At 39.3% G+C, this 16832-nt stretch carries 18 protein-coding genes and 1 tRNA gene; 5 read left to right on the top strand and 14 right to left on the bottom strand.

What is annotated here, in order from left to right; all coding sequences use genetic code 11:
• Nucleotides 1–12 precede the first annotated feature (12 nt).
• The 3 genes from purT to AC1M9N_RS01865 form a co-directional block, all read right to left on the bottom strand.
• Complete coding sequence (gene purT, locus AC1M9N_RS01875; protein ID WP_481954183.1) at nucleotides 13–1230, bottom strand: formate-dependent phosphoribosylglycinamide formyltransferase; 1218 nt, start codon at nucleotides 1228–1230, stop codon at nucleotides 13–15.
• A gap of 185 nt (nucleotides 1231–1415) precedes the next feature.
• Nucleotides 1416–1757: an L-valine transporter subunit YgaH gene (ygaH, locus tag AC1M9N_RS01870; protein ID WP_035264532.1), complete on the bottom strand. Its 342-nt coding sequence runs from the start codon at nucleotides 1755–1757 to the stop codon at nucleotides 1416–1418.
• Nucleotides 1754–2482 carry an AzlC family ABC transporter permease gene (locus AC1M9N_RS01865; RefSeq protein ID WP_092766232.1) on the bottom strand — a complete coding sequence of 243 codons (729 nt, stop codon included), beginning with the start codon at nucleotides 2480–2482 and terminating at the stop codon, nucleotides 1754–1756. The genes ygaH and AC1M9N_RS01865 overlap by 4 nt, the downstream gene beginning before the upstream one ends.
• A 125-nt stretch (nucleotides 2483–2607) precedes the next feature.
• Here AC1M9N_RS01865 and AC1M9N_RS01860 point away from each other — a divergent pair, with 125 nt between their 5' ends.
• Entirely contained in the window at nucleotides 2608–3090 is a 483-nt protein-coding gene (locus AC1M9N_RS01860) for a hypothetical protein (RefSeq protein ID WP_481954182.1), read from the top strand.
• A 66-nt stretch (nucleotides 3091–3156) separates the two neighbouring features.
• Here the strand turns inward: AC1M9N_RS01860 and AC1M9N_RS01855 are convergent, their stop codons facing one another.
• Nucleotides 3157–3849 carry a Crp/Fnr family transcriptional regulator gene (locus tag AC1M9N_RS01855; RefSeq protein WP_481954181.1) on the bottom strand — a complete coding sequence of 231 codons (693 nt, stop codon included), beginning with the start codon at nucleotides 3847–3849 and terminating at the stop codon, nucleotides 3157–3159.
• A gap of 99 nt (nucleotides 3850–3948) precedes the next feature.
• Here AC1M9N_RS01855 and AC1M9N_RS01850 point away from each other — a divergent pair, with 99 nt between their 5' ends.
• A complete protein-coding gene (locus AC1M9N_RS01850) occupies nucleotides 3949–4503 on the top strand; it encodes an Mpo1 family 2-hydroxy fatty acid dioxygenase (RefSeq protein WP_481588338.1) in 555 nt (184 codons plus the stop codon).
• 60 nt (nucleotides 4504–4563) lie between these two features.
• Here AC1M9N_RS01850 and ychF read toward each other — a convergent pair whose 3' ends face one another.
• The 8 genes from ychF to AC1M9N_RS01810 all read right to left on the bottom strand — a co-directional run bounded on the left by ychF (nucleotide 4564) and on the right by AC1M9N_RS01810 (nucleotide 13077).
• Complete coding sequence (gene ychF / locus AC1M9N_RS01845; RefSeq protein ID WP_035264512.1) at nucleotides 4564–5655, bottom strand: redox-regulated ATPase YchF; 1092 nt, start codon at nucleotides 5653–5655, stop codon at nucleotides 4564–4566.
• A gap of 123 nt (nucleotides 5656–5778) precedes the next feature.
• Entirely contained in the window at nucleotides 5779–6438 is a 660-nt protein-coding gene (locus AC1M9N_RS01840; RefSeq protein WP_481954180.1) for a methionine ABC transporter permease, read from the bottom strand.
• Nucleotides 6419–7489, bottom strand: a complete 1071-nt coding sequence (locus AC1M9N_RS01835) for a methionine ABC transporter ATP-binding protein (protein ID WP_481954179.1) — start codon at nucleotides 7487–7489, stop codon at nucleotides 6419–6421. The genes AC1M9N_RS01840 and AC1M9N_RS01835 overlap by 20 nt, the downstream gene beginning before the upstream one ends.
• 11 nt (nucleotides 7490–7500) lie before the next feature.
• The gene (locus tag AC1M9N_RS01830) at nucleotides 7501–8334 is read right to left on the bottom strand and encodes a MetQ/NlpA family ABC transporter substrate-binding protein (protein WP_481954178.1); all 834 of its coding nucleotides are present in this window, start codon (nucleotides 8332–8334) and stop codon (nucleotides 7501–7503) included.
• 9 nt (nucleotides 8335–8343) lie between these two features.
• Nucleotides 8344–9186: a MetQ/NlpA family ABC transporter substrate-binding protein gene (locus AC1M9N_RS01825; protein WP_179998201.1), complete on the bottom strand. Its 843-nt coding sequence runs from the start codon at nucleotides 9184–9186 to the stop codon at nucleotides 8344–8346.
• Between the two features lie 64 nt (nucleotides 9187–9250).
• Nucleotides 9251–10642 carry an LLM class flavin-dependent oxidoreductase gene (locus tag AC1M9N_RS01820; protein ID WP_481954177.1) on the bottom strand — a complete coding sequence of 464 codons (1392 nt, stop codon included), beginning with the start codon at nucleotides 10640–10642 and terminating at the stop codon, nucleotides 9251–9253.
• Entirely contained in the window at nucleotides 10642–11865 is a 1224-nt protein-coding gene (locus AC1M9N_RS01815; RefSeq protein ID WP_481587041.1) for an SfnB family sulfur acquisition oxidoreductase, read from the bottom strand. The genes AC1M9N_RS01820 and AC1M9N_RS01815 overlap by 1 nt, the downstream gene beginning before the upstream one ends.
• Before the next feature lie 9 nt (nucleotides 11866–11874).
• Nucleotides 11875–13077: an SfnB family sulfur acquisition oxidoreductase gene (locus tag AC1M9N_RS01810; protein ID WP_481954176.1), complete on the bottom strand. Its 1203-nt coding sequence runs from the start codon at nucleotides 13075–13077 to the stop codon at nucleotides 11875–11877.
• A gap of 373 nt (nucleotides 13078–13450) precedes the next feature.
• Here AC1M9N_RS01810 and AC1M9N_RS01805 point away from each other — a divergent pair, with 373 nt between their 5' ends.
• Both AC1M9N_RS01805 and AC1M9N_RS01800 read left to right on the top strand, forming a co-directional pair.
• A complete protein-coding gene (locus AC1M9N_RS01805) occupies nucleotides 13451–14215 on the top strand; it encodes a glutathione S-transferase family protein (RefSeq protein ID WP_035264660.1) in 765 nt (254 codons plus the stop codon).
• A 113-nt stretch (nucleotides 14216–14328) separates the two neighbouring features.
• Nucleotides 14329–14799, top strand: a complete 471-nt coding sequence (locus tag AC1M9N_RS01800) for an Lrp/AsnC family transcriptional regulator (protein ID WP_035264497.1) — start codon at nucleotides 14329–14331, stop codon at nucleotides 14797–14799.
• Between the two features lie 76 nt (nucleotides 14800–14875).
• Here AC1M9N_RS01800 and AC1M9N_RS01795 read toward each other — a convergent pair whose 3' ends face one another.
• Together AC1M9N_RS01795 and AC1M9N_RS01790 are read right to left on the bottom strand one after the other, a co-directional pair.
• Nucleotides 14876–15625, bottom strand: a complete 750-nt coding sequence (locus AC1M9N_RS01795; RefSeq protein ID WP_035264495.1) for a YebC/PmpR family DNA-binding transcriptional regulator — start codon at nucleotides 15623–15625, stop codon at nucleotides 14876–14878.
• Nucleotides 15626–15732: 107 nt separating this feature from the next.
• Nucleotides 15733–16299 (bottom strand): 1-acyl-sn-glycerol-3-phosphate acyltransferase, encoded by a 567-nt coding sequence (locus tag AC1M9N_RS01790; RefSeq protein WP_171076734.1) that lies wholly within the window; start codon nucleotides 16297–16299, stop codon nucleotides 15733–15735.
• Between the two features lie 328 nt (nucleotides 16300–16627).
• On the opposite strand from AC1M9N_RS01790, the gene AC1M9N_RS01785 reads away from it, so the two are divergent.
• Nucleotides 16628–16704, top strand: a tRNA-Ile gene (locus AC1M9N_RS01785).
• Nucleotides 16705–16832: the final 128 nt, after the last annotated feature.

Raw genomic sequence — 16832 nt, 5'->3', positions numbered from 1 at the left:
CTACCTATTGAATTATTTGTTTTGATTTACAATTACTTTTGAAGCTGCTTCAGTCGCTAATTCGCGTGCAATGTCAGTTGTTTCAGCACGTGCAGTTGCGACCCCCATACGGCGACGTTTAAAACCTTCAGGTTTACCAAAAAGACGTAAATCGACATTAGGGTTTTGCATAGCAAGATTTAAGCCAGAAAATGACAAATTCGTATCATCAACACCTGCATAGATCACAGCGCTTGCAGCAACACTGTGACGTTGCGTATTCACTGGAAGACCTAAAATCGCACGGGCATGAAGTTCAAATTCACTTTGATATTGAGATGCAAGTGTCACTAATCCAGTGTCATGTGGACGTGGAGAAACCTCACTGAACCAAACTTGATCACCTTTAACGAATAATTCCACACCAAAAATACCGCAACCGCCTAGCGCTACTGTGACTTTATTGGCAATACGTTTTGCTTCATCAAGGGCAGCTGTGCTCATAGGTTGAGGTTGCCAGCTTTCTACATAGTCACCTGCATCTTGACGGTGTCCAATAGGATCGCAGAAGTGCGTTTCGATTTCTCCTGTTTCAGGATTTTTTGCCCGTACTGTGAGTAATGTAATTTCGAAATCAAAATCAATTTGCGATTCTACGATGACAGTGCCTTGATTGACACGACCACCTGTTTGAGCGTATTCCCAAGCCGCGTCGACTTCATCGAAAGATTTTACGCGTGACTGTCCTTTACCTGATGATGACATCACAGGTTTTACAAAATTTGGATAGCCAATATCATCACATGCTGCACGGAATGATTCCAAAGTATTGGCAAAACGATAAGCAGAGGTTGGTAGCCCTAGTTCCTCAGCTGCGAGGCGACGAATTCCTTCACGATTCATGGTGAGATTGACGGCTTTCGCAGAGGGAATAACTACGGCAGTTTTAGCATCTTCGATTTCCACTAAGACTTCAGTAGCAATGGCTTCAATCTCGGGAACAATTAAATGAGGTTGAACTTGTTCAATCAGTTTTTTTAATTCTTTTGGATCCGCCATATTCAAAGTGTAGGAATGATGTGCAACTTGCATGGCAGGTGCATTGTCATAGCGATCTGCTGCATGTACTTCTACACCTAATCGTTGTAATGATATTACCACCTCTTTACCCAACTCACCTGAACCCAATAATAGAACTTTAAACGCCGAAGATTGAAGTGGAGTACCGAGTGTAATAAGCATTTGATTCATCCGTGCTTGATATTATGGACTTTTAGCATATCAGAACTAAAACCTCTTGAGCGCGATGAATACAAGAAAAAGCAAGAAATTATTTTGATATCGTTTAATTTTTTTATTGATAAAAATGTATAAGCCTTATCCGAGGATCAGGCTTATAAATTTAGAATCTGAATGAATAATACGCGAGAAATGTTTTAAAGTGGGAAATAGGTATACACCAAACCGTATGTGAGTGCCGCTGTGAGTGTTGCAGGTACAATCTGTTTAAATTTGAAATACAAACCCGAGAGCACAATAAAACCAATTAGCATGGCAACGCTCTTATTGGGTGTTTCTAAGAGCGGCGGTAAAGTCGCGACCACGAGCATTGAACTGATCGCAGCAATACCGATTGATCCAAGGGCGATTTTAAGCCAAAGAGCACCGCGTTTCTGGCGACCTTGTTGTAGTCTCTGAATCACAAAAAAAGGACCAAAGCGTGAGGCGAAATTCGCGATGCCGACCAGAATACCGACACAAATAATTTCTAGATTCATGATTGTTCACCTGTGTGCAAAGGATCATGTTGCTTCAGTACATAATGTTTAAACAGACCAGCCAAAATACCGGAGCTTATGCCAATGAATATCGCTGCAGATAAATCGATAAAGTAACAGGCAATAGCAGAAACAATAATGGTGATGGTCACGACAAAGGTATGTTTTTTCTCAAATGCAGCCAATAAAAAGCTCAAGAAAAGTGCAGGTAATAGAAAGTCGAGCGCTGCTTGCAAAAATTGGGGGAGATGACTGACTTGATCTGCAAATAAGCCCCCGAGAAAAGATCCAAGTGCCCAAGACAACCAGCTAAACAGACTCAGACCTAACATCCAAGATTCAGACCATTCTTGACGGCGTTGCGAAAGTTTAATCATGCCTGATGCAAAGACTTCGTCGGTCAAGCCCCATGACCAAATTGCTGTTTTTTTCAGATTGAGTTTATCTTGAATTAAGTTTTGTAAAGCAGGGCCATATAACAAATGTCGAATATCAAGTGCTATTACAGTTAAGGCTGTCATCCAGATAGAAGTGCCACTGCCGAGTAAGGCAACCACCAAAAATTGACTGGCACCTGCATACATCGAACAGGATAAAAATAATGCTTCCCACGCTGTAAAACCAAATTGAGTTGCAGATACACCAAACGCGAATGAAACAGGCAAATAGGTGAAAATGATGGCTTGACTATCTTTGGCACCTTGCCAAAAACCTGCCGGTGTCATGTGTGGGGAGCTTGATTGGGTCACGATAAACCTAATTGGAGATTGGAACAAAAGGTATAAAACGAGATTGAGTATTCTACCCGAATTTACTAGCATAGTGCCGAATAGTTTATTAGAGCGATGTCATGTTTGCGATTCAATCTCCCTTTAAATTAGCTACATTGACTACATTCCTCATCTTCACTTTGTCAGGTTGTGGTGGTCAGGCAGAAACTGCCGATCAAAAGGTTGAAATTAAAGAAGCACCGAAGTTGACCAATGATGCAACTGAATATGCAAATCATGCTTGGCAATTGATTAATCAGGTTGATCCTATTCTGTATCAAGCCAATAAAGCGCTTATACCATCACAAGTACGCGAGCCTGTGCGTCAATTGGTATTGGATTGGCGTATTAATGTCAAAATGACCGACTCAGTGACTGAAGGGAAATATGCGCTTTGTCGTAAAGCGCTAACAACCATAGATGCTTGGGCACGTGCAATCGTGGAAAATGAGGGTCAGCTCGCACAGCGTCAAGCCAATTATGAACGCGATAAAGCCCAGTGCAAAACTGCAATTGAGCAACCAGAATTAGGAAACACCAAGGCGTATACAAAATTATTTTAAGTGACCCTAGCAACCCCAATATAACGATTAATCCAGATTTTACTGAAGCTCTTCATCTTTAGTCGGTTAAGTTTGATCGGCTAAAATTTTAAGTTGATTGAGATCAATCACCTCAATTTTTTTAAATGCAATTTTAATTGCGCCAATTTTTTCTAAATGCTGTAGTTCTTGATTAATGGTCTGTCTTGAGCAGACCAACATTTGTGCCAATTGTTCTTGAGATAGGTTGATGGTGTTTTTTTCAATCTCTTTGAGATTACCGTATCCATTTAAGATAAAGATTAATCTTTGTGCTAAACGTTGAATAAGGGGTTGTGTTTGAATAGAGACCAACTCCATGAAAGCATAACGGAGTTTATGACTCACCAATTGAGCCAGATAAAACCAAAATTTTGGATATTGTTCTAAAATTAGATCAAGTCCTACACGACTTATTTTGAGGATTTTGGATTTTTTACTGGTAATCGCATGATGAGAGCGGGGTTGTTGATCAATCAACGAAATTTCACCAAACCACATAATGGGATCTGCGATAACTGTCACCGCCTCACGACCATCTACGTCAATATGTGCTAAACGAACAGCACCATCAATCACGGCATAAATGCCATCAAATTGATCAGCTTTAGAAAATATCAGTTGTTCTTTGCCATATTCAATGAGCTGAGCATGTTCGAGCATCAGCTGTTGTAGTTCATGATCAAACTGGCTAAACCACCAATTATTTTTTAAAAGATAAACGTATTGATTTAAAAGCAAAATTATCCCTTTTATGCTGTTTATTTGTCGTCTAGTCGACAACTTATTGGTTTACATTTATATATATTGAAGGAAATAGTCAGAAAAAGGAATGATAACATGACTCGTTTAGAGAGCTTGCTTGGACAATATGCAGCTTATCACCTAGATCGTAAAAACGTATTTTCGCATTTTATTGGAATTCCCTTGATTGTATTTTCGATCTTGTGTTTTGCAGCCAAAGCGCAATTTACAGTTGCTGGATATTCCATTGATCTTGCAATGTTATTGATCGTCGCATCAGTGATTTATTACTTGAGTTTGGATCTCATTTTTGGTGTGGTAATGGCAGTGCTATTTGCTTTAATTTATCAACCAGCCACACAAGTAGCAGCTTTAGCGACATCCTCTTGGGTATTGGTAAGTGCTGGATTTTTTATTGTGGGATGGATTATTCAATTTATTGGGCACTATTATGAAAAGAAAAAACCAGCTTTTGTGGATGATCTTGTTGGACTCGCTATAGGTCCTTTATTTGTGGTAGCAGAATTTATATTTCTTATTGGTTTACGTAAGAAACTGGAAGAGAAAGTATTGGTTCGAGCTAAACAATTACGCTATGACATGGACCATAAACACGTAAATCACTCGAGTACTTCAACTCAAAATCCATGATCTCAATCTTTTAAATAATCTTTGCAAAAAAAAACAGCCTTTCGGCTGTTTTTTAATAACTTAAACGTTGAAACGGAAATGTAAAACATCACCATCTTGAACGACATAAGTTTTACCTTCAAGACGCCATTTTCCAGCTTCTTTAGCGCCAGCTTCGCCGTTGTATTGAACAAAATCGTCATAGGCAATGCATTCTGCTCGAATAAAGCCTTTCTCAAAATCAGTGTGAATCACACCAGCAGCTTGAGGAGCGGTCGCACCGATTTTTACAGTCCAAGCACGAACTTCTTGAACGCCTGCAGTGAAATAAGTTTGTAGGCCAAGTAAGCCATAACCTGCACGAATAACCACGTTAAGACCTGGTTCTTCCATGCCCATCGCTTCTAAAAATTCAGCACGCTCATCATCTTCAAGCAAAGAGATTTCAGCTTCGATTTGGTTGCAAAGCGGAACTACAATAGCATTCTCTTCTGCCGCTAATTTTTTAACAGCATCAAGGTGTGGATTGTTTTCAAAACCGTCTTCAGCAACGTTTGCAATATACATTGTTGGTTTAAGGGTTAATAAACCAAAGCCACGAACTAATTTGCGCTCGTCGTCATCAAGATCAGCTGCGCGAGCAGGGCGACCTTCATCAAGTAATGGCTGAATTTTTTCTAGTACAGCTTTTGTTGCAACGGCTTCTTTATCACCACCTTTCGCAGACTTTGCTAAACGTGTAACCGCTTTTGATACTGTTTCTAAATCTGCTAAAGCAAGCTCAGTGTTAATAGTTGCAATGTCATCAAGTGGGTCAATTTTGCCGTTCACGTGAATAACATTTTCGTCTTCAAAACAACGTACTACGTGTGCAATTGCATCAGTTTCACGAATGTTGGCTAAGAATTGGTTCCCTAAACCTTCACCTTTAGAAGCACCAGCAACTAAACCTGCGATGTCTACAAATTCCATTGTGGTTGGAATAACACGTTGAGGTTTAACAATAGCAGTTAATTTATCTAAACGTGGATCTGGAACAGGAACGATGCCAGTGTTTGGTTCAATGGTACAGAATGGGAAGTTTTCTGCAGCAATAGCAGCTTTCGTCAATGCATTGAAAAGTGTAGATTTACCAACGTTCGGCAAGCCGACAATACCGCAATTAAAACCCATGAAAAGACTCACACAGTGTTATTTAAAAATTGTCGGTGATTTTACATCAAAGCCATGACAAAGTCAGGTCATGGCTTTGATGTTTCTCGAAAACACTGATGAGACTCAATTGAATAGAGTGAATTAGATTTTACGTTTGTCCAAACTATGTGCCAATTGATCGCCTAAAGCTTGAATCAGCATCACCAATACGACTAATACAATGATCACTGCCAACATAATTTGCATATCGAAGCGTTGGTAGCCATATCGATAGGCGATGTCACCTAAACCCCCCGCACCAATAGCACCCGCAATCGCAGAGGAATTGATCATGGTTACAAGCGTGACAGTAAAACCTGCAACAATACCAGGCAGTGCTTCTGGTAAAAGCACATGCCAAATAATTTGTTTGCGATTGCAGCCCATGGCTTGTGCGGCTTCTATGAGTCCATGATCAACCTCTCGTAGACTGACTTCCGCAATACGTGCGAAAAAAGGTGTAGCTGCAATAGTTAAAGGTACAACCGCAGCCCATACCCCATAACTGGTCCCCACAATCAATCGAGTGAAGGGAATGAGTGCCACCATTAAAATTAAGAAGGGAATAGAGCGCGTAATATTTACCACCCAACCCAAGGCATGATTGATTTTTTTTGATGGATAAATCCCATTTTCTGAGGTGTTGACGAGGATCACGACCATAGGCAAGCCAATGAGAAGTGCTAAAAATGCAGAAATACCGACCATTAATAAAGTATCAATAGTGCCTGTAATTAAAAGATCAATGAGCTGGTTGTGCATAGCCAAGCACCTCGATTTGTGATGTTTTATGGGGGAATTGCTGATGGAGCGTATGCACATCAACATCTAATTGAGGAATACCTACGATGAGTGAGCCAACAAGATGATGTTGAATAGTGTCTACATGGCTTTGATATAAATGCACAGGCAGTGTAATTTTAGAAAGTACATCATTTAAGTTGGGAGGATTTTTCAAATCAGTTGCATAGCTGATTTTCAAAATGGTATGCGTTAAATGTGTAGCTCGCTCTTGATGTAACTGGAATGGCAAATCAAGCTGTTCCAAATTGAGGAGTTCTTGCGTGATTTTCTGCTGGGGACGAGAGAAGACTGACCAAACTTGCCCTGATTCAACGATTTCACCTTGATCAATAACCACCACTTGATCGCAAATTTCACGAATTACCTGCATTTCATGTGTAATGAGAACGATGGTGAGTCCTAATTTTTGATTAATTTCCTTCAGTAAAGATAGAACAACAGATGTGCTTTCTGGATCAAGTGCCGATGTTGCTTCATCGCACAATAGTATTTCAGGTTTACTGACCAATGCACGGGCAATCCCAACACGTTGTTTTTGCCCACCCGATAATTGTGATGGATAGTGATGATGCTTTTCAGCCAGACCGACTAGATTTAAAACCTCATCCACACGAGTTTGAATCTCAGCAGCAGGCACTTTTGCGATTTTCAATGGAAGCGCGACATTTTCCCAAACTGTTTTGGCAGATAGTAAATTAAAATGCTGAAAAATCATGCCAATACGCTGGCGTAGGGCGATTAATTCATTGTGATTAAGCTGCCCTAAATCATGTTGATGTATATGAATACTACCATCAGAAATAGTTTCTAACCCATTTAAGGTGCGAATCAATGAAGATTTGCCCGCACCACTTTTGCCGATAATGCCGAAAATTTTTCCTTCGGGAATATTCAAATTAATGTTTTTGAGTGCGTGAACTTTTTTTCCTTGTACATCGTAATACTTATTTAAATGACGAATTGTAATATGGGGTACTGCAAATTCAATGTGTGAACCAAAACTCACCATGATCATTCTCCTTATTTCCAGCCTTCAAACCACAAACCTTGTCCAAAGTCTTTGTCTAGAATCTGACGGACTTTTGCAGAGTTTTGGAAGGTTTCAACCACAGTTTTTAATTTGTCATCCTGATCTTGATAATCTCGACGCGTTACAAACAAAACCGCAAATTTTTTATTAATCGGATCTAATAACAGTGCAGAAGTAGGATCAGCAACTTTTGCCATTTTCAAATAATGAGGAAAACCCATAATTAAGTCAGCTTCATTGTAAGCATGCGCGGTTTGCGGGCCTTCAACTTCAATAATCTTGAGTTTTTTAGGATTACTGATAATGTCTCGGGTGCTGGTGAGCTCATTATTAATATCTTTGACTTGAATTAAGCCTGCACGAGCCAGCAAATTTAAACCACGTGCCATGTTAACTGGATCATTCGGTACGACTACTTTCGCTTGATCAGGTATTTCCTGTAGGGATTGATATTTTTTTGAATAAAGTCCGACATGACTGCCTGAACCTTTCGCAAAAGGCACAAGGTCATAGCCTGTTTCACGCACTGCATTCGCTAGAAAAACACTTTGTTGAAAGAAATTAGCGTCAATATCACCATTTTGCACAGCAACATTGGGTGCTTGCCAGTCTGAAAACTCAATCAACTCGAGATTGATTCCTTGTGCTTTTACATCCTCAGCGACACTTTGCAATAATTCAGCATAGGGTGGGCTAATGCCGATTTTAATCACTTTATCATTTGAGTTTTGACTGATATAACGATATCCCACTAAGGCCACCAGTACTGCGACGATGATGACTGCAATTTTGATGAATTTAGATGATTGAGTTGAAGTAGACATGAACACTCCTTATTTCCATCCTTTGAACCAGAGTTTTTCACCAATATCCTCATTCAATGCTTGTTTAACTTTGTCTGAGCTTTGATAAATTTGGATAAATTTTTTCAGTTGAGCTGCTTTTTCAGGCTGAGTTTGTTCAAAGTCATCGCGAACAACAAATAAGATGGCATAAAGCGTGTTGTTAATTTCATCCAAAATTAAGGCATCATTCGGATCAATCGTTTGTGCTAAGCGTAGGTACATTGGATAGCTAAATACGAGGTCTGCATCATCTACGGCACGCGCAGTTTGCGGGCCTTCGACTTCAATAAAGTTCAATTTTTTTGGATTGGATTTAATATCTTTTAAGTTGGATAAGTGGTTGTTGGAATCCTTAAGTTGTATTAATCCAGCGTGTTGTAAGAGGAGTAGGGCGCGACCCTGATTCACAGGATCATTTGGGAGTACAACTCGCGCGCCATTTTCAACTTCACTCATCGCTTTATATTTTTTTGAATATAAACCGACATGTGTTCCTGAGCCGATGCCCAAGGGTTTAAGCTTAAAGTTGGTTTCTTTTAACGCATTATTCAAGAAAGGTTGATGCTGAAAATAATTTGCATCAATATCCCCATGATTTAGGGTGATGTTGGGTGTATTCCAATCTGAAAATTCTACCAAACGTACATGAATGCCTTGAGCCTTTGCTTCTTCAATTGCGGCTTGAAGTGGTTTTGCAAATGGTGGGCTAATGCCAATCACAATTTCTTGTTGATCATTTTTTTTCAAAAAGGACCATGCAAACGCTGCAATCACAATAATGGCGATTGCAACGCCGATCCATTTAAGTCGAGAAGACTGAGCTTGTGCCATAGAAAGACCCCTAAATATTAAAAACTTAAGCTGAATGTTGGTGTATAGGATTTAAATTTGATTGTTATATATCTTGTGTTGAGCTTGGACATCGGAAATGATGTGCAGGATGTGAAAGTGGTAAATGATCTCCCGCATTGAATAGCTTGTGCCTTAAGCTACCCTCAGCATAGGCGGTCTTATAGCGACCACGTTGTTGGAGTTCAGGAATGACATAACGAATAAAATCTTGATGTGACTCTGGAGCGACTGTACGGGCAAGGTTAAAACCATCTAATCCAGAAATATCAATGAATTCGATTAGCTGTTGAGCAACTGTTGCTCCACTGCCAACAAATAAGGTATAACGTCCACCGAGTACATGCTGAGCTTTTAAATCTGCCAAAGTGACTTTGTTTTCATTAAAGCGCTCATTTACAGAAACGATGCTGTTGGTTTTTTTATATGGAATAGCATCCTCATCTTTTAGATGACCTAAGTCTGTTCCGATTGAGCTTGAAAAATGCGCAATCCCTGCTTCAGGACTTGCATATTGAATATAGTCCTGCAGTTTTTCTTGCGCTTGTTGATCTGTTTCAGCAGTAACGACAGTGATACCCGCAAATAATTTAATTGCTGTACCATCACGACCGTGTGAATGGGCTAATTGGCGAATCTTTTGTGTTTGCGACGCAATTTTTTCAGCAGTATCTCCACCAATAAACATGGCTTCTGCATGCCGAGTGGCAAACTGTAGTCCTTTAGGTGATGCTCCTGCTTGATATAGCACAGGTGTACGTTGCACTGAAGGCGAGACTTGGAAGACGCCGTGACTGTTATAGAACTGTCCTTGATGGTGGATCGTATGTACTTTAGTCGGATCGGTAAAAATGCGATTGAGCTTATCTTGGATGACAGCATCATTTTCCCAAGAGCCTTCCCAAAATTTGTAGCAGAGTTCTAAAAATTCTTCAGCTTGTTCATAACGTAAATCATGATCTTTCAGTCCTTGCTGACCGACCAATCGCGCTGCGCTATCCAAATAGCCAGTGACTATATTCCATCCCAAACGTCCTTGGGTCAGATGATCCAGACTCGCGAAGCGACGAGCAAATTGATAAGGAGATTCATAACTTAAGTTCACTGTAATACCGAAACCCAAATGCTGTGTGACGGCTGCCATTGCAGACACCAGCGTGCTTGGATCATGGCTCGGCAGTTGAATCGATTCTTTCAAGGTTAGATCAATGCCATTTTGATAGACATCGTAAACGCCAGTAATATCGGCAATGAATAATCCATCGAAAAGACCTTTCTCTAAAGTTTGAGCGAGTTCTGTCCAATAACTTAATTCATTAAATCGGTAGGATTGATCACGTGGGTGTGTCCAAAGCCCATGGTTGATATGACCTACACAATTCATATCAAATGCATTGAACAGGATCTGTTTTTTAGGTTTCGATTGAATTTTTGTCATTACAGCGTACCTCGTCTTGGGGGGAATACGCCGTTTAAAACATAATTGGCTATGAAGAAATATTTCCAACGCGCTGGATCATGCAAGGTATGAACACGTGCGTTTCTCCAGTATCGGTCAAGATTATCTTGTCGTTGACTTCCACGACTACCAGCCAGTTCAATCAGTTTTGACGAGACTTTTAGTGCAGTCTCGGTACTGTGTGCACGTGCTTTAGCCACTTGAATAGAAGCATGTGCAACTGAATGTTCTGAAGGGGAGACTTTGGCATCTTGAACCGCTTGCGCTGCTTGTTTTAGTAGTAACTCGGTGGCCTTGACGTCTGTTGCAATTCGACCAATTTCGTATAGTGTCAAAGGGTCTTGAGTGGCATGTTCAACTTTTGCATCTATCCAAGGGCGTGCTTGACGAACGCGTATTAATGTTTCTTCAAAAGCAGCTCGAGCAATGCCTGTTTCAATTGAGGCATGAATAATTTGTGCAAATGGACCTGAAATGGTGGCAGTTGAATAAGCCAAATCAAAAGGGACTATATCCTCTGGGTCAATCTGTACATTTTCAAATTTAACAGTCCCACTGCCTGTGGTACGTTGACCAAATCCACTCCAGTCATCTAATAGGCTTAAGCCTTCGCTATCATATGGAACAAAGACTAGAAACTGGCGCTCTTGTTCATCACTAGCAAGGGTTGGAATACGGTGAGCGAATAGACTGCCAGTGCAATAAAATTTTTCTCCATTGAGGACATAACCATTTTCGACTTGTCTTAAAGAGGTATGGCGTTGTGCTGCATTTTTAGTTTTAAACTCAGCCAAGGCATTTCCAAAGCGAGCACCTTGTAAAACTTCAGTAAATAAACGTCTTTTTTGAGCCTCAGACCCAGTATTCCTCAAAATTTCAAGTGCATAGAAATGATTTTGTGGAATTTGTCCGATAGAGCCATCAACACCACTCATTAATGCGATGATTTTTGTCAGTGTATGAATAGAAACATCGGCACCGCCATATTGTTGAGGTACTGTAATGGCCCATAAGCCAGATTGACTGTACGCTTCGATTTCTTCATGAGGAAGCTCACGATTTAAATCTCGTTCAGATGCACGGTACTTAAACTTTTCTGCAAGTTCGTGTGCGACTTTTAATGCTTCTTCATCAGAGCGAATAATATGCGCTGGTCTATAACTGCCTGATTCTTGGATCTCTAAAGCTTGTAAAGATGACATGATGACTCCTTAAATCCAGGCATGACGTGCAGGAAAAGTATGGTTTAAGTAATACGAACCCAGCGCGTGAAGTTTCCAGCGAATAGGATCATGAAGGGTATGTACACGTGCATTTCGCCAGTGTTGATCAAAATTATGGACATTGAGGCTGGCGCGACTTCCTCCGAGCTCAATCAACTTTTCTGAGATATGCAGTGCAGCATCATTGGCATAGACTTTAGCTTCAGCAACTTTGATCGAAGCTTCAGCAATCTGTTCATCAGAGAGTTGTTCAACTACATTGAGTGAATCTAAATAATCAGCTGCTTCATCAAGCAAAAGAATGGCGGCATCTAACAAAACATTAGCTTTGCCAACTTCTTGTAAGGTGAAATACTCATCACTGGCACGCTCAACTTGTGCATCCACAATTGGGCGTGCTTTACGGATCGCAAACAACATGTCCTCAAATGCTGCTTCAGCAATACCAACATCGATAGCCACTTGCATCAGCTGTGAAAACGCGCCTCTAAAATTAGGGACGTCCAATAATTTTCTTTCATCAAAAATCAGTAATGGATCAACTTCAACATGGTCTAAAATCACTGTGCCACTTGAAGTGGTACGTTGACCAAATCCATCCCAGTCATTGATCACTTCGACACCAGTGGATTCACGGTTCACTAAAACTAAAACCACGTGACCTTCAGGGTGTATGGCTTTGATAGCTAACCAATGTGCAAATGAACTGCCTGTAGAATAGAATTTTTTTCCTGAAACTCGATATTTCCCATCCTCCAAAACAAGGTGTGTATCTAAAGTCTTGGTATCTTTGGTATGTCGTTCTGGCCCCCCATTGGCAAGACGCTTACCTTTTAAAATTTCGTTGAAAATAAATTGCTTTTGTTCATGACTTCCCATGATGTTGATCATATTGAGCAATGCAATTTGATTTTGTGGAATTTGCCCTAAACTTGAATCCGCTTTATTTAGAATACGAAATACATGGGCGAGGGTACGATGAGAGACTTCAGCACCGCCATAGACGTGGGGGATGCGCAAGCCTCCTAAACCTTTTTGGCTGAATAGTTCAATTTCTGCAAATGGTAAAGCTCGTTGTTGGTCACGCTGATTGCGACCTTCGAGCGCATAATCAGCAACATGATAGGCTGCATGAATGGCGTCTTGATCATTTTCAATAACATGAACATTTTCAGTAATTAAACGAGACATAGATCAATTCCTCTTTGAGGAGATATACGCTACGCCCATAGAATATTTTTTTTAAATGCTGGTTTTTGTGGAACTATTCAAAAAAAATGCTTAAGACAAATATAGATATCGATTGAAAAATATTAGAAAACTTAAATTATTGATTGATAATGAATTTTAATAAATCATAGTGCTCTAAACACGATGAATTCATTTAGACTTTGCAATAAAAAAGATAAAGATTTGCTAAACATTTATAATTTAACGGATTCATATTTCCAAAAATAACAATTTAAGTTGCAATTGATGCATTATCACATTGTGTTTTGGCATAGGGTTGCATAAAGTAAGCAAAACAATAAATCCTATGATTGATCAAGACTTCGGAGATTTTATGCGCATCCTTTACCAGTTTCCTTTATCTCACTTTTGTGAAAAAGCTCGCTGGTTACTTGATCATAAGGAATTGGATTATGTTGCCCAAAATATGATTCCGGGCGTACATCGTGCATTCGCAAAATTAAAAACAGGTCAAAACTCTCTGCCGATATTACGCGATAAAGAAAAGTGGATTGCAGATTCAACCCAAATTGCTCTGTATTTGGATGATGTCTATCCAGAGCATTCATTGCTCAGATCAGATTTAAAGTTAAGAAAAAAAGCAATTGAAATTAATGACCTGAGTAATCAATTGGGTGTATCAGTGAGGCGGTGGGGGCTTGCTCAAGCTTTATCTGAAAGCGATGAGCCACTAGAAATCATGATCGGTGAAAAAGGATATCTGAGAAAATTTCAAAAGATCAGTAAGCCACTTATTAAAACTTTAGTTTCAACCAGCTATCAACTTGATGATGAACAAGTTGCTCTTGCTAAAGAAAATATGCATGAAATTATTTTGCAGTTAAACGATCAATTGATTCAGAATCAAGCTCGATATATGGTGGGAGATCGTTTGGGTTTGGCAGATATCGCCGTTTGTTCAATGCTTGCTCCACTACTTGAGATCTCTGGTACACCTTGGGAAAGAGAATATCATCAGCCAGTTTCATCTGAATTTGAGGACTATCAAAATCAATTGCTTGATTTACCGATAGGGCAATATGTCAAACGTATTTATGCCAATGAACGAAATGCGCGGGTAGATTGGCGCGGGATATAACAGAGCATATTTTCTATTAAGTTGTCTGATTGGTTAATTTATTTTCATTTTAATCGATATTTTTGAAAAAATAACGCATAATCATTTTATGCCATGAAAATATTGAGAAGAAGATGGAATTAGATCGTTACGATAAACAAATTTTAGAAATTCTTACACATGAAGATTTGAATCTGAACGAGCTTTCGGAGCGTATTAACCTGTCTGTAAGTTCAGTGCACCGTCGTATTAAACATCTCATTGAAACCAATATCATGACGAATTTAAAGCGTGATATTAACTATCAAAAATTAGGGTTTAATTTACATGTGTTGTTACAAGTATCATTGAGTAAGCATGACTCAGATACTTTTGCAAAATTTTTAGATGAACTTAAAAGTATTCCTGAAGTGATCAATGCTTTTTTAGTCACAGGGCAATCTGCTGATTTTATTATAGAAGTTGTTGCTCGTGATATGGAAAATTATAGCCAGATTTTGTTACAGCGCATTGGTAAAATTGATCATGTTGTGGCATTGCATTCAAGCTTTGTCATTAAAGAATATGATGTATTTAACTGTCATGGTTTATTGAGTAAAGCATAATTCAAGCTTGCAAAAAAAGACGCCTTTCAATTAAAAAAACGCACCAGAAGGTGCGTTTTCTAATTCTGAATATGGATTAAGCATCCAATTGCGCTAAAACTTCTTCAGAGAATTCAACGTTGGTATATACGTTTTGTACATCATCTAAATCTTCAAGCATATCAATCATTTTCATGATTTTTTTCGCTTGATCGATATCTGTGATTTCTGCTTTAGTTGAAGGGTTCATCACCACTTCTGCATTGTCAGATTTTAAACCTGCAGCCGCTAAAGCATCTTGCACTGTTCCAAAAGACTCAGGTGTGGTGATCACAAGAATTTCATCTTCTGTCACTTCAATGTCTTCTGCACCAGCTTCCAACGCAACGTCCATAATTTGGTCTTCTAAAGAAACATCTTCAAAAGTAATTTCGCCACGTTTAGTGAAAAGGAAAGCAACAGAGCCGTTAGTACCTAAGTTACCATCTGTTTTAGAGAAGCAGTGACGAACATCTGGTACTGTACGGTTTAAGTTATCAGTCATTGTCTCAACAATAACGGCTACACCACCAACACCATAACCTTCGTATGTGACTTCTTTTAAATCATCATTGTCTTCACCACCAGCACCACGCTGAATGGCACGGTTGATGACATCACGAGTCATGTTAACGGACAATGCTTTTTCAACAACTGCACGAAGACGTGGGTTGCTTGCTGCATCAGGACCACCGAGTTTTGCAGCTGTAACAATTTCACGAATATATTTTGTGAAAACTTTACCACGACTAGCATCTTGTTTAGCTTTACGATGCTTAATATTGGCCCACTTGGAATGACCCGCCATGCGAAATATGCTCCTTGTAGATTGGCCTTATGCCTAATCAAATCTGCGAAATTCTACCATAAGGGCTTTTTTTTAATAAAGACCCTTATTTTAGCAATTGATCAAGATCAGGCTTTATTCTTCGGTTCAGGAATAATAATGTCTAAACCTGTATGTTCCTTATAAAGTTCCTGAATCAATTTCAAATCATGATCCAACTCTGATGGCATGATTTTGCCAAAAATTCCGCCTTGTTTGGTTTTTTGGTTCACAAACAAGAAAACGATAGGGACGTTTGCCGCTTTTGCGATATGCCAAAAACCAGTGCGGATCGGTTTACGTTGTTCACCATTTTTCGCACGAGTCGCTTCAGGTGCAATCACGAGATTAAATTTGTCATTTGAATTGAAGAGTTCAACCATTTGCGCCACGATATCTTTATTTGAGTGACGGTCAACTGGAATACCGCCAACCCCTTCTAGAATTGGCTTAAAAGGTCCTTTGAATAGTTCTTTTTTAATTAGTGTGTGAATCGGGATATCATGGATTTGAAACAGTGCGATTGAGAGTACAGCATCCATCATCGTGGTATGTTCAAAACCGATAATGACTTGTTTATCACCAAGAACATTCGGTTCAACATGATATTTGACACCAGCAAGTTTAAATGCCATTTCGGCAATGTGTTTTTTCATGATTCACAGAGATATTTGAATTTTATATGGCAGAGTTTCTTACTTCATTTTAAAAAATTCAATCCCTTTAGTAATAAATTATAGAAAAATTGACTACTAAATTTAGATTTTATCTGCAAACTTTACATCCTCGACGCTTACCAAAAATTCATAATTTTTCACATATTTGTGACTGAAATTCTATAGATGATCAAGATCGTACGTGATTTGTAAACTGCGATGAATAAATTTTGGTCAAGCTGAAGATAAAAAAATGAAAAACCTTGTTTTTGAATTTGATATTGGCTAGTATTCTGATTCGAAAATACTTGAGAAATCAGTATTTATAGGGCCTATAGCTCAGTTGGTTAGAGCAGCGGACTCATAATCCGTTGGTCGACAGTTCAAGTCTGTCTGGGCCCACCAAATTTTATACTTATATAGCTTTATATAAGATCCGAACCCTTAATTCTAAAAGAGTTAAGGGTTTTTTATTGCTTTGTTTAACGTCATATAACTTCATATGGGAACACGCTCTGTGTATCCTTGTTTGT

This window comes from Acinetobacter sp. ANC_7655, from assembly GCF_056784015.1.
Note: the sequence above shows the minus strand (reverse complement) of the source record. Positions and strands in the feature narration are given on the sequence as shown.